Raw genomic sequence first — 13,830 nt, 5'->3', positions numbered from 1 at the left:
GAAACGTGGAAGGCCAGGAGGAGATCCGATGAACCAGCTGCGCCTGCGTCCGGCGGCGGTACCCGCCGTGGATCCGGACCGCCTGACGGGACCCGTCGAGGATCTCCTGGAGGGGTTCCTCGCCGAGAAGTCCCGGACCCGGGCCGGGCTTCCGGACCTGGCGGCCCCGCTCGGCGAGTTCCTCGCCGCCGGCGGCAAGCGGATCCGCCCCGCCCTGGTGCTGCTCGGCTGGCTCGCCACCGGGGCGGGCGGGTCGCCGGTGACGGCCCATCACCTGGCGGCCGGGGTCGAGCTCTTCCACGCCTTCGGCCTGATCCACGACGATGTGATGGACGACTCCGACGCCCGGCGCGGCCGGCCGTCCGTGCACCGTGCGCAGGCGCGGTCGCATCCGGGGGACCCCAGGACGAAGAAACGTTTCGGCGATGCCGCGGCCATCCTCATCGGCGATCTCGCCCTCATCTGGTCCTACGAGCTCCTCCACCGGGGCGACCCCGACCCCGCCCAACTCCGCCGGATCCTGCCGCAGCTCACCCTCATGCACGCCGAGGCCGTCCAGGGTCAGTACCTCGACGTCGCGGCGGGCTGCGGCCTCCGGGACGACGTGGACGCCGCGCTGACCGTCATCCGCTACAAGACGGCGAAGTACACCGTCGAGCACCCCCTGCTCCTGGGCGCGGCCCTGTCCTGCGCGCCGCCGCCCGTCCTCGACGCGCTCTCGGCCTTCGCCCTCCCCCTGGGCGAGGCCTTCCAGCTCCGCGACGACCTCCTCGGCGTCTTCGGCGACCCCGCGACGACCGGCAAACCGGCGCTGGACGATCTGCGGGAGGGCAAGGCCACCGTGCTGGTCGCGCTGGCCCTCCAGCGGGCGACACCGGCCCAGAGGGACCTGCTGAACCGGCTCCTGGGCTGTCCGTCACTGACCGGCGAACAGGCCGACACCGCGCGGCAGATCATCTTCGACACCGGTGCCCCGCACCGGGTCGAGGCGATGATCACCCGGCGGTACCGGCAGGCCCTGACCCACCTGGACGGCGCCCCGCTCGCCCCCGCGCCCCGGGCCGCGCTGCGGCGCGTCGCGGCCTCCGCCGTCCGCCGGCGCAGCTGAGCGTCCGCCGCCACCGCGTCCGCGCGCCCTCCCCGCGTCCCCACCCCGCGCCGTCCCGGCCGAAGGGCCCCGTGCCACCCCCAGGAGCCACGACATGACCATCCGCCACGACAACGGCCTGCTGCGCAACGACTTCGAGGCCGATGCCCACACCTACTACGACACCAAGCGCCAGGACGCCCTCAACCTCGAACTCGGCCGCGGCGACGGCTTCTACCACCACCACTTCGCCGTCGGCGAGTTCGACCGCTCGGTCCTGGACCACGCCGGCCCCAAACGCCAGCGGCTGATCAACGCGGAACTCCACCGCATGGAGACCCGCCAGGTCGAGGCCCTGCGAGCTCCCCTGGGCGACGTGACCCCCGAGGACCGCATCCTGGACGCCGGATCGGGCCGCGGCGGCACCGCGTTCCTGCTCAACCAGGCCTACGGCTGCCGGGTCGACGGGGTGAACTTCTCGGCCTACCAGAACTCCTTCGCGCGCAAGCAGGCGCTGCTGCGCGGCTGCGCGGACAAGGTGGCCTTCCACGACCGCAACATGACCGCCACCGGATTCCCGGACGGCGCCTTCGACCACGTGGTCTCCAACGAGACCACCATGTACGTGGATCCGTACGAGGCCTTCCCCGAGTTCGCCCGGGTGCTGCGCCCCGGGGGGAGCTACGTCCTGCTCACCTGGTGCGTCAACGACTCGGTGGGCGCGGCACCGACCGAGGCGGCGGAGATCGACGCGCACTACCGCTGCCGCACCCACCGGCGCAGCACCTACCTCAGGGCCCTCCTGGACGCCGGTCTGACGCCGTACCGGGTCGACGACCTCACGCTCTCGGCCATTCCCTACTGGGAGCTGCGGTCCGAGTCGTGGCTGGCCTCCGGGATCGAGGCACCGTACCTCTCCGGCTACCGCAGCAACCGCGTCAACTACATCCGGATCGCCGCCCGTCGCGGCACCGGCCTCCCGCCGACCGGCTGATCCCGGTCCCCCGTACCGCGCCCCCGCCCCCGTACCGCACAGCTACCGCCACCCGGCGTTCCAGGAGGGTCCATGTCGGCAACGGAACAGCAAGCCCCCCAGTCCCCGCCGGTCCTGCCCGATGTGGTCCACCGGGCCCGGGACTACGCCCGCGAGGGCCTGGAACGGGCGCTGGACCGCCTCACACCGGAGCTCGCCCGCATCTGCTCCTACTACTTCGGCTGGTGCGACAGCGACGGCGCCCCGGCCGCACGGCGGGGCAGCCGCACCCTCCAGGCCACCATGGTGATGCTGGCCGCGGAGGCTTCGGGGCGGGATCCGGCCGCCGCACTCCCGGCCGCCGTGTCGGTGGAGCTGATCCACAACTTCTCGCTGCTGCACGACGACATCATCGACGGGGACGAGGTGCGCCGCGACCGCCCGACCGCCTGGGTGGTGTTCGGTACCGGCCCGGCCCTCCAGGCGGGCAACGCCCTGCACAACGAGGCGGTCCGGACGCTGCTCGCGCCCGGCACGCACGCGGGAGCGGCCGCGGCGGCGGTGCTCACCGAGGGGATCGCCCATCTGCTGCGCACCTGGTCCGCGGAGCCCGCCTTCGACCGCGCCGACCCGCGGAAGATCCGTGTCGAGGACTACCTGGAGATCTGCGAGGGCAAGGGCGGCGCCCTCCTGGGCACCGCGGCCGTCATGGGCACCCTGCTCACCGGGGGTCCCGCGCGCCGGGGCGAGGCACTGCGCAGGGCCGCCCACCACGCCGGGACGGCCTGGCAGGCCGTCAACGACCTGGAGAACATCTGGGGAGACCACCGTCTGGTGGGCAAACCCGGTCTCCAGGACCTGCGTTCGCGCAAGAACACCCTCCCCGTCATCACCGCCATGCAGGCCTCCGACCCCGAGGCGGACCGGCTCGGCGAGCTGCTGGGGCAGTCCGGCCCACTGTCGGAGGGGGACCTGGAGACCGCGGCGCGTCTGATCGAGGCACTGGGCGGGAGGGCCGCCACGGAACGCGTGGCCCGGGACCACCTCGAACGGGCCCTCGGCGTCCTGGACTCCTGCACCCTGCCCGGACGGGTCGGCGACGACCTCGCGGACCTGCTGCACTTCGCCGTCACCCGGGGGATCCGCCCCCGCTGACCGGAAAGGGACTCCGATGCGCGCTGCACCGTCCGCCGATTCCCGCATCTGCGTCGTGGGCGCCGGGGCCTCCGGGCTCGTCGCCGCGGTCACCTTGAAGGAGAGGGGGTACCGCAACATCGTGGTCGTGGAGGGCGAGCCCTCCGTCGGGGGGAAGTGCCACTCCCTGACCGGGCCCGAAGGGCTGTTCGAGATGGGGGCGAACATCGTGTTCCCCGGGACCGTGGTCCACGACCTGGCCCGCCGCACGGGTGCGGCGATGGAGGAGTGGACGCCGATGGCGGTCCTCGACCACCGCACCGGGTCCACCGCCCCCTTCGGTTCCACCGCCTCCCCCTTCCCGCCCTGGCAGCTGGCGCGCCAGTGGGCGCGGATGGCGGCGGCGCTGATCCGCCACGACGGGACCCGGAAGGACGGGTTCCTGCACTGCTCCGACGTCCGCGAGATCTCCGTGCCGGTCGCCCGATGGCTGGACCGCGGCCGGCTCCCCGCCGTCGACGAGGCCGTCATGCCGTTCATGGTGGGTGCCGGCATGGGGTATCCGGAGGACGACGTGCCGGTCGGCTACGTGCTCAAGATGATGCAGCTGATCCGCAGCATGACCCCCCGGGACCTCCTGGCCCGCCGTACGTACCGCTTCACGGACGGGTTCCAGGACCTGTGGCAGCGGGTGGCCCGGGACCTGCTGAACTGGCAGGACGTCCGCACCGGCACCCGGGTGCTGCGCATCGAGCGCCCGCCGGGCCCGGAGATCCGCGTCCACACGGACTCCGGGACCGTCGACTGCGACCAGCTGATCCTGACCCCGCCCGGCAACGTGGTGGCGGGGCTGCTGGACCTCGACGCCCGGGAGAGCGCCCTGCTGTCCCGGGTGCGCACCTTCGGCCTCTACACCGTGGGCGCGGTCGTGGAGGGGGACCTCCCGCAGCGGTTGACGTTCATCCGCCCGCACACGCTCGGCAGGCACTCCAAGGGACAGCCGCTGGCCTACGTCCCGATGCGCCACGACCCGGACACCGGTGTGGGCAACTTCGTCTTCTACGCGTACGGGGACCCCTCCTACGACGGAGAACGGGTCCTCGACAACCTCCGCGAGACGCTCGCCGTCCAGGGGAGCAAGATCATCGGCACTCCGGTGGTGAAGTTCTGGCCGCACTACTTCCCCCACGTCGGCCAGGCCGATTTCGCGGGCGGCTTCTTCCGGCGGATGGACGCGATGCAGGGGCACCGCGGCACCTACGTCATCGGGGAGACCGTGGCGGGCACCAGCGTGTCCCTGGTATCCTCCTTCGCCCGGTCCCAGGTTTCCCGGTTCTTCCCCCACCACGGCTGATCCGGTGGCGGAGAACGCGCGCCTCGCAACGGCCGGCGGGCCGGTGCACGACCGGCCGGCCGCCCCGGACGGCCCCACCGTGCTGCGCCTGCTCTACCCCCGCGGCTCCCGCGCGGTGCCGCGGCCGGGCCACCGGGAACTGCTGCGCGGGACCCTCGACTGGGCACTGCGGAACGGGATCGCGCCGCCCGGCACGCGCTCCGAGCGCGCGCTGCGGGCGATCCGTCCCGACCTGTGCACCGCGCTGGCGTTCCCCCGGGCTAAGGACGGGGCGGCCCAGTTCGTCAGCGATTTCGTCGGCTGGTACCTGCTGCTGGACGACGCCCTGGAGACCGCCGACCCGGGCGGTCCCGGAACCGGCGCCGGGGGCGTGGCGGAACTCTTCGAACGGTGCTTCACCGCGCTCGCCTCGCCGGAGGAGGCCGGGGGCGGAGGCCCGGAGCCGCCGCTCGCCCGGGGCGCCCGGGACCTGGGCAGGCGGCTGCCCGGCCTGAGCGGCGCCGCCTGGCGCACCCGGTTCCTCGCCTCGCTGCGCTCCTATTTCGACGCGGGGGTGCTGCCCGAGACGGCGTTCCGGCGGGAGGGCAGGGCTCCGGCCCTGTCCGGCTTCACCGACTTCCGCGTGGAGTCCTCCGGCTCCTATCCGGTCTTCGACCTGATCGAGCCGGCCGGCGGCCGCGAACTCCCGCCCGGGACAGCCTCCGACCATGTGCTGGCCGAACTGCGCAGGACCGCGGCCGTCGTCATCTCGTGGGCGAACGATCTGGCGTCCTTCCAGAAGGAGGACCGGGACGCGATCACCTATCCGAACCTGCTGATGGACCGGCACGGCTGGGGGCCCGCCCGGGCCCTGACCGCCACCGCCGCCTTCCACAACGAACAGATGGGGCTGTTCTCCTCGCTGCGGGCGGACCTCGCCGCCCGCTCGGCCGAACTCGACACCTGGTGCTCCGATCTGGCCACGCTGGTGCGCGGACTGATCGAATGGCAGCTGGTGGCCGGCCGGTACGCGGGCGGCCCCGGCTGCCGCATCGCCATCGTCGAACCCCTCGGCCGGCCGGCGCCTCCGCCGACGCCACGGGACCGCGAGATCCCCGGGCCGGCTAGGAAAGCTGCCCGGGGCTGACGTCGGAGAAGATCGCGCGCAGTGCCTGGCGGTTGGCCACGCCCAGCTTCCGGTAGATCCGGCTGAGATGGTTGTCCACCGTCCGCGGGGAGACCACCAGCCGACCGGCGATCTCCTTGCTGGTGTATCCGGCGGCCGCCTGCATGGCTATCTCCCGTTCGCGGGGGCTGAGCGGCTGCGGTTCCTCCACCGCGCTCAGCAGCACCGTCGACAGGCCGTCGTAGCCGGTGCGGGCCTCGGTGCAGCGGCGCAGGGCCTCCTGTGCCTCCCGGACCGCTCCCGCCGCGCGGTGCATGCGGGAGGCCAGCGCCCAGGCCTCCGCCGCGTACAGCACCCGCCCCTGGCGGGCGAAGGCCTCGGCGGCCGCACCGACGGCACGGGCGTCCCCCTGCCGGACCGCGCGGACCAGGTGCATGCGTGCGGAGTCGAGGGCTCCCCGGACCGGGAGCTCCGCCGGGCAGAGCGCCGCCGCCTCCTGGCCGTGCCCGACCCGGACCAGGGAGTGTGCCAGGTGCAGCAGTTCTCCGTGGGCGCCGGCCGCGGCGGCCGCCCGGGCGGCGCGTCCGAGCCGGCGCACCGCATCGGCGGTCCTTCCCTCGCGGGCGTCCGCCATCGCGACGGCGACCACGGCCTCGGTGCGGCGGCGCTCCCGCTGCCCGAGCGCCGCCAGCCGGGTGCGCGCCGGGGCCAGCGCGCTGGTGTCGCCGCCGTACGCGGCCGCCTCCAGCAGGCCGGCCCGGGCCAGCCGGTCCGTCAGGGGGGAGCCCCCGCGCAACGGCGCCGTCGCGAAGTGCCGGTGGGCCTCGCGGATCCGGCCCCGGTCGAGCAGCAGGCGCCCCCGCAGGACCGCGGCCCGGTGGGCCAGCGGGTCGTTGCGGTGGGCGGCTGCCCTCCGGAGGATGTCGGTGAGACGCTCCAGGCCGCGTCCCGGTTCGCCGGACAGACCGTAGGCGTACGCCACCAGCAGGGGGAGGTCCACCGCCTCGGGTTCCAGGACGTCCGTCGCGGCCAGTTCGGCGAGCGCGGCGTCCAGTGCGGGCAGCAGGTCCACGCACTCGCCGGTCCTTCCCAGCGCGAGCAGGGCGGTCACGGCCGGTGTCCCCGCCAGTGCCGCCTCGTACGCGCTCCCTCCCGCCAGGAGTCCGCGCACGCCGCGCCACACCGTCAGGGGGTCCACGTCGGCCAGGCAGCGGCCGACGCGCCCGCACACCAGGGTCCCGCACGCACGGCAGGACTCCCCCCGGACCGCCGGATCGCCGCTGCCGCCGCCCCCCACCGGTCCGCCGCCCGAGAGGTGGCGGCCGATCTTCGCGTTGAGGGTGCGCGCCGCGGCACTGCCGTACGTCCGGCAGGCCGCCCCGGCCAGGGTCAGCGCGCCCCTCCAGTCGTGCGCCCACCACGCGGTGCGCGCGGCTTCCAGCAGCTCCGCCTCGCCCACGGGCAGCCCCAGTCCCTCCCTCCAGGAGGCGAGTCGGGCCCGGTCGTCCGGACCAGGTGCGCCCGCGGTCTCGTACGCCGTGACCAGCGCCTGCAGGACGCGGCGCCCGCGCAGTTTCGGCAGTTCGGCGACCAGTGTGTGGCGGACCAGGGCGTCGCGCACGGCGATCCGCTCCTCGGCCGGGTTCCCGGTCCGGCCGACCCGCACCAGGCCGGCCCCTTCGAGTCCCTCCCAGACCTCCAGGTCCCGGAGGGCCGCCGCGACGCCGAGGGGCAGCTCCCCCGCCAGGGCCAGTGCCTCCAGCGCGTCGCGCTGCCCGCACTCCAGCCGGCTCAACCGCGGCTCCGTGATCGCCTTGAGCTGGGGGGACATCAGCTCCTCGTCGAACACCAGCAAACCGCCCCCCGGTTCGGGGGACGGCTCCTTGATCGCGCAGTGCAGCAGTTCCTTCAGTGCAGAAACGTTTCCTCCGGAGAGTTCGGCCAACCTGCTCGCCGTGGCCGGCGAAAGGACGGCGCCCGGGACCAGGGCCTCGCAGAGCGGCGCCATCAGGGCGTCGGGTAACGGATCCACGTGAACCCTGGTGAGCCAGTCGTTCTGCCAGAGCGCCGACAGGCCGGCGCGATCCGCCGAGGCACAGCACACGACGACCGCCATGCGCAGCGCCCGCTGGGCGGCGAGCCGGAGCAGCGCCTCGGCCGACGCCGCGTCCATGCGGTCGGCATCGTCGGCGCAGAGCAGGAGGTTGTTCCTCCGGTTCGCCTCCGCGAGCACCTCCACCGCATCGTCCACACTGACCGGCGCCCGGAGGCCTGCCCCGGTCATCGCCTCGCCCAGCGCCCGCAGCGGCGGGCCGGGCGCGCCGACGGCCGGGTGGACGCGGAGCACCCGCGTCCCCCGGCCCCGCGCGGCCACGGCCGCGTGCCTCAGCAGTCTGGACTTTCCCACCCCGGGCCCGCCGGTCAGGGCGACTCCGCCCGTCCCCGAGGACAGGAGCGCCCGGCCCATCCGCGCGATCTCCTCCTCCCTCCCGACGAGGGGCGGGGCGTCGGCGAGCCGGTGGGCCGTGGCCTCCCGGTCGTCCTCGGCGCGGTCGTTGAAGAGGTTCATCACAGGCTCCCTGCGCGTGCGTCCGGCCTCCCCGCCCGCCGGACCCGCACGCCCGTCGGACCTCGGCCCCTCCGTCGTGGGGTGCCGTCGCGGTGGTCGTCGCCGGATTCCGCCGGTCTGCGCGGTGGGCGGCGGCGGGCCGCTCGGCGCCGGCCGCCGGCCCCGTCCCGCGACCTCGGGAGGCACCCGCCCCTGGCGGGCGCCTTCCCCGGCCGCGGCGCCGTCGCGGGACCGGCGGACCGCCCCGCCCGTCCCCGGGGACGGGCCTGTCCCCCCGCTACGGGGAGGTCGGGGTGAACAGCACCGGCAGGGCGCGGCGGCCGCGCATGAAGATCCCGTGCTCGACCAGAGGGCTGTTGTCCGCGAGCCGGAGGTCGGGGAGGGCGTCGATCACCTGGTTGATGGCGATGGTCACCTCGGTGAGCGCGAAGATCGAGCCCACGCAGAAGTGGCGGCCCAGGCCGAAGGCCACGTGGTCGGCGGCCGCGGAGAAGGCCGTCTTGACGTTGAGGTCGTCACGGAAGATGTCGAATTCCTCGGGGTTCCTGTAGCGCCGGTCGTCGCGGTTGGCGGATCCGATCAGACAGGTGACGGTGGAACCGGCCGGCACCACGGTGTCGTAGAAGGTGACGTCCACCTTCGCGTTGCGCATGATCATCTGGGTGGGCGGGGTGTAGCGGATGGTCTCGATGAGCGCCTGGTCGATGAGCGAGCGGTCGTTCTTGACCGCCTCGTACTGCTCGGGCCTGGAGAGCAGGTTCGACAGCATGTTCCCGACGGCCTTGTCGGTGGTCTCGGCCGCGGCGGCGATCATCAGGCTGCAGAAGGACTTGATGTCCTCGTCGCTGAGGGGTTCGCCGTCGACCTCCGCCAGGCACATCATGGAGAGGAGGTCGTCCCCGGGGTTCCTGCGGCGGTCCTGGATGATCGGGAGCATGTGCTCGCCGAACTCCACCCGGGTGCGTTCCCCCGCCGCGAAGATGGCCGGGTCCCCGGCCAGGTTGCCGAGGTAGTCGATGACCACTCCGTACCACTTCTGGTACTTGGGGCGCTCGTCCCGGTTCAGCCCGAACATGTCGGCGATGGTGTTGAACGGGAAGAGGTAGGCGAACTCGTTGATCAGTTCGGCCGATCCGCGGCCCCGGATCTTGTCCAGGCACTCGCGGACGTTGCGCTCGATGACCGGTACGAACTTCTCCTCCATGATCTTTCCGCGTAACGCGGGGGCCACCACGGCCCGGTGCATGGAGTGCTCGCGGCCGTCCATCTGCATGAACGTGTCGCCGTGGACGGGTGCGATCTGCCAGTTGTAGTTGTCGGTGTTGAACTCGCCGTCGCGGTCCTTGAAGACCCGCTCCACGTCCGTGTAGCGCGAGAGGATGTAGCTCTGGGTCCCTTCGTGCCAGAAGATCGGCGCCGTATCGCGCATGATGCGGTAGACCGGATACGGGTTCTCCGCGAACTCCGGTGTGAGCAGGTCGACAGCCGCGTAGTCGATGGACACGTTGACGCTCCTCCATTGGGCAGGTCTGTCACGCCGCCGCCCCCGTCGGAGAGGGACGGGCTTCGCACCCGGAAGTCGTCGCGGGCGCTGTCCCGCGCACTCGCGGGTCGATGCGGTTCCTCCGCGATCGGAATCGGGAGCACGTCGATTGTGGCGTGGACCACATCCGTGACGCGTGAGCAATAATTACTCACTCTCACCGGGGCGGATCCGCGCGAGGAACCGGTCCAGGCCCCCCGGACCGCCCACCTCCCGGAGGGCGCCGCCGCGCAGCACGTCCGGGGCCAGGACCCGCCGTACCGACCGGCACCACAGCACGGGCTCGGTCAGGTGCGCCAGCAGTGCCCCGGCGATCCCGTCCGGCTCGTGCGGCCGGCCCGTGGTGTTGGCGTAGACGGGGACGAGCGGTTCGCGCCAGCGGACGGCTTCGAGGACGGGGGCGAACTCCGCGGCGGCCGGCCGCATCAGCGGGCTGTGGTAGGGGCCCGCGACCGGCAGCCGCCGCACGGCTCCGGCCCCCAGCTCGGGCGACAGCGCGGCCGCCAGGGCCGCCAGGGCCGCTTCCGTGCCCGCGACGGTGAGGTCCCGGGGGGTGTTCACCGCCGCCAGGTGTGCGTCTTCGAGGCCGAGGGAGGCAAGTCGGGCCGTCATCTCCCCGGCGGGGACGCCGCTGACCGCGAGCATGCCTCCGCCGGTGACCCGCGCCATCGCGCGGGCGCGCGCGACCACCAGCCGCAGACCGTCCTCGAAGCCGAGGGCGCCGGCGGCCTCCAGGGCGTTGTACTCGCCCAGGCTGTGCCCCAGGAGGACGGCGGGGGGCGGGCCCCCGGTGGAGCGGGCGGCCAGGGCCCCGACCACGTAGAGGGCGGGCTGGGCGAACCGGGTGTCGGTCAGGGGCCGGTCCGGGTCGCCCGCGCACACCCGCGCGATCGAATGGCCCAGGACGGCGTCCGCACGGGCCACCAGCTCCGGATGGGCGGCGAGCACTTCGGCACCCATCCCGGGGTGCTGGGTGCCCTGCCCGGGGAACATCCATCCGCCGGCGCGTCCGGCCGGCTTCGGCGGTCCGCCGGCCCGCGCCGGTCCGCCGAGGGCCCGGTCGAAGGCCCGGGCGACCTCCGGGACATGGCGGTGGTGGAACAGGGAGAAGTGGTCGCCGGGCACCCGGGTGACCCGCCGGACGCCGGTGAGCAGGGACCGCCACCCGCCCTCGCCCGCGACAGGGGTGGGGTCGAACGGCAGCGGGTCGCGCGCCGCGATGAGGTGGACGGGACCGCGCCAGGGTGTGGGGGTGTGCTCGTGCAGGGCCCGCGCGGCGGCGCGCCAGTCGTCGTGGAGGGCCAGCAGCTCACGGCGGGTGTGCTCGGTCCAGTCGGGCCGCTCGACCAGGGCGATGGCCTGCTCGGGGGTCCCCGGCGGCCTCGGGGGCGGCGGCGGGGGCGGGAGGCCCAGGGTGGCTGACAGCAGGTCCGGGAACGCCGCCAGGAACGCGGACTCGTCGAACGGGCCCTGCTCCCGGCCCGGGGGCAGGGTGTCGAACAGGACGACCTGTGCCACCTCCTGGCCGTCCTCCGCGAGCAGCCGGGCCATTTCGAGGGCCACGACGCCGCCCAGGGAGTAGCCGCCCAGCAGGTAGGGTCCGGCCGGCCGGACCGAGCGGACCAGTGCCACGTAGCGCCGGGCCATGTCCGTGATCGTCCGGGGCGGGTGGGGCGAGTCCCTCGGGTAGCCGATCGCCCAGAGGGCGCCGGGGTGGGAGCTGTGCGCGGCCAGCGCGTGGGCGAAGAGGACGGTTCCGCCCGCCGGGTGGACCAGGAAGACGGGGGTGTCCCGGTTTCCGTCCTTGACCCGGACGAGCGCGTCCCGGTCCCCCGGCTCCCCTTCCGGCACCGGTCCGGTCGCCGCTTCCACGAGGCGGCGGGCCGTGCGCAGCCGGGTGAACGTGTGGAGGCTGACCGGGCGCGGCAGCACCTCGCGGAGGGCGGCGGTGGCGGCCACCGCGGTGAGGGAGTCTCCCCCATGGTCGAAGAAGTCGTCGTCCGGCCCGAACGGTTCGACTCCGAGGTGGGTGCGGAGCAGGGCGGTGACCGCCGCCGTCAGGTCGGTGCCGGGGGCCGTGGTCGGGTCGGTGCGGGGAAGCTCGGCGGGGGGTGGCGGCAGGGCGGGTCCGGGGGTGGCGCCCGGCGGGTCGATCCAGTGGCGGACGCGGGTGAAGCGGGTGGGGGGAAGGGTGACCTTCCGGGCCGTGGGAGGCGCGGTGCCCTCCGGGGCTTCCCCGGCCGGGGGGAGCGGGTGCGTGCCGGCGGCGAGGGAGCGGAGCGCGGCGACGGCCTCGGGCACGGACCGTACGGTGAGGGTGGCGGAGACCCTCTGGGGTTCGCGGCCCGCGTCCAGGGTGTAGGCGACGTCCTCGGGGCGGGTCCGGGGGGCGGCCTCCCACCAGTCGGCCAGTTCGGCGGCCTTGGCGCGCAGTGCGTCCGGGGCGCGCGCGGTGAGCCGCAGCACGTGGGCGGCGCCGGTACGGGCCGGGGGCCGCGGGGGCGGGGCGGGTGCGGCGGTCAGGACGCAGTGGACGTTGGTCCCGCCGATGCCGAGAGCGGTGACCGCGGCGGCCCGCAGGGGCCGCTGTGGTCGGATCGCGCGGACGGGGACGTGGAAGCGGGTCTCCGGCAGGCGCAGATGGGGGTTGGGGGTGGTGAAGTTGATCTGCGGAGGGATCTGCTGGTGGTGCAGGACCAGCGCGGCCTTGACGAGACCGGTCACTCCGGCGGCCGCGTCGAGGTGGCCGATGTTCGCCTTGACGCTGCCCAGGGCGCAGGTGGGCGGTTGCGGGCCGTCCGGTTCCCCGTAGGCCTCGGAGAGGGCGGCGATCTCGATCGGGTCGCCGAGGACCGTGCCGGTGCCGTGGGCTTCGACGTATCCGATGTCCGGTCCGCGGAGCCCGGCGGCCTCCAGCGCACGGCGGGCGGCCGCCACCTGTCCCGCGTACCCGGGGGCGGTGAAACCGGCCTTGCGGGCCCCGTCGTTGGTGACGGCGATGCCGGACACCACCGCGTAGATCCGGTCGCGGTCCCGTACCGCCCGCTCCAGCCGTTTGAGGACGACGGCGGCGGCTCCGCTGCCGCGCACCATGCCGGAGGCGGCGGCGTCGAAGGGGCGGCAGTGCCCGTCGGCGGAGAAGGTACCGCCGTCGCGGTGCACATGGCCGACCGTTTGCGGGGTGGTGATGCTGACGCCGCCCGCGACGGCCACCTGGCATCGGCCGGCCAGCAGTGCGGTGCAGGCGGCGTCGACGGCGGCCAGTGAGCTGGAGCAGGCCGTCTGCACGGTGGCGCTGGGGCCTTGCAGTCCGAGCCGGTAGGAGACGCGGCTGGTCAGGAAGTCCTTGTCGTTGCCCAGCAGGACCGGGTAGTCGAAGGCGGCGCCCCGGTGCGCGGGGTCGGCCAGGACGTGGTTCAGGAGGTAGGAGCTGAGCGAGGTCGACCCGAACACGCCGATGTCGCGGTCGCAGGAGGCGGGCGAGGTGCCGGCGTCCTCCAGGGCCAGCCACACGCATTCGAGGAAGATCCGGTGCTGGGGGTCGGTCAGCCGTGCTTCGGCCGGGGTGATGCCGAAGAATTCCGCGTCGAACTCCTCGATCCCGTCGAGCGTGGCCGCGCAGGGCCGGTACGCGTCCGAGCGGATCGTCTCGCCGGGGACCCCGGCCCGCCGCAGCTCCTCCTCGGTGAAGGCGCGTACGGCCTCGCGGCCCGTCAGCACCAGGTCCCACAGGGCGGCCGGGTCCGGGGCTCCGGGGAACCGGCCCGCCATGCCGATGACGGCGAGGTCTCCCGAGAGTTGCTGCACATCGTCGCCGATCATGGCCGGCCCTTCCCCGATGGCGGCCCGCCCGTCCCGCCGGCGTGGGACGGGCGGGCCACCGGGTCCGCGTGTCCGACAGGACCGCCGGACACGGGCTCGCACGGTATCGCGATCGCGGCGGTCCTTCGTGAGTACCGATTGCTCAATCCGGGCGGAGGGCCGGCGCAATGCCTCGGTGACCGGCCGCGCTCCCCGCGGTGGGTGCCCTCGCCGGCAGCTGTCGGGGTCGCCTGCCGGGGATCC

Annotated in this window: 8 protein-coding genes; 5 read left to right on the top strand and 3 right to left on the bottom strand. The window is 74.2% G+C overall.

Annotated features, from left to right (window positions below; all coding sequences use genetic code 11):
• Positions 1–28 precede the first annotated feature (28 nt).
• The 5 genes from ACZ50K_RS15680 (at position 29) to ACZ50K_RS15660 (ending at position 5,674) form a co-directional block, all read left to right on the top strand.
• Complete coding sequence (locus ACZ50K_RS15680; RefSeq protein WP_468902867.1) at positions 29–1,108, top strand: polyprenyl synthetase family protein; 1,080 nt, start codon at positions 29–31, stop codon at positions 1,106–1,108.
• A gap of 94 nt (positions 1,109–1,202) precedes the next feature.
• Entirely contained in the window at positions 1,203–2,081 is an 879-nt protein-coding gene (locus ACZ50K_RS15675) for an SAM-dependent methyltransferase (protein ID WP_468902865.1), read from the top strand.
• A gap of 72 nt (positions 2,082–2,153) precedes the next feature.
• Positions 2,154–3,215, top strand: a complete 1,062-nt coding sequence (locus ACZ50K_RS15670) for a polyprenyl synthetase family protein (RefSeq protein WP_468902863.1) — start codon at positions 2,154–2,156, stop codon at positions 3,213–3,215.
• Positions 3,216–3,231: 16 nt separating this feature from the next.
• Positions 3,232–4,548: an FAD-dependent oxidoreductase gene (locus ACZ50K_RS15665; protein ID WP_468902860.1), complete on the top strand. Its 1,317-nt coding sequence runs from the start codon at positions 3,232–3,234 to the stop codon at positions 4,546–4,548.
• 4 nt (positions 4,549–4,552) lie between these two features.
• On the top strand, positions 4,553–5,674 hold the full coding sequence (locus ACZ50K_RS15660) for a terpene synthase family protein (protein ID WP_468902857.1): 1,122 nt from the start codon (positions 4,553–4,555) through the stop codon (positions 5,672–5,674).
• Here the strand turns inward: ACZ50K_RS15660 and ACZ50K_RS15655 are convergent.
• The 3 genes from ACZ50K_RS15655 to ACZ50K_RS15645 form a co-directional block, all read right to left on the bottom strand.
• On the bottom strand, positions 5,652–8,222 hold the full coding sequence (locus ACZ50K_RS15655; RefSeq protein ID WP_468902855.1) for a LuxR C-terminal-related transcriptional regulator: 2,571 nt from the start codon (positions 8,220–8,222) through the stop codon (positions 5,652–5,654). The two genes, ACZ50K_RS15660 and ACZ50K_RS15655, sit on opposite strands and share 23 nt — an antisense overlap.
• A 277-nt stretch (positions 8,223–8,499) precedes the next feature.
• Positions 8,500–9,726: a cytochrome P450 gene (locus ACZ50K_RS15650; protein ID WP_468902852.1), complete on the bottom strand. Its 1,227-nt coding sequence runs from the start codon at positions 9,724–9,726 to the stop codon at positions 8,500–8,502.
• 186 nt (positions 9,727–9,912) lie between these two features.
• Positions 9,913–13,587: a beta-ketoacyl synthase N-terminal-like domain-containing protein gene (locus ACZ50K_RS15645; RefSeq protein ID WP_468902850.1), complete on the bottom strand. Its 3,675-nt coding sequence runs from the start codon at positions 13,585–13,587 to the stop codon at positions 9,913–9,915.
• Positions 13,588–13,830 lie beyond the last annotated feature (243 nt).

This window comes from Streptomyces sp. NPDC033845 (assembly GCF_055576225.1).
The sequence above is the reverse complement of the archived record's forward strand: the minus strand, read 5'-3'. Positions and strand labels throughout refer to the sequence as shown.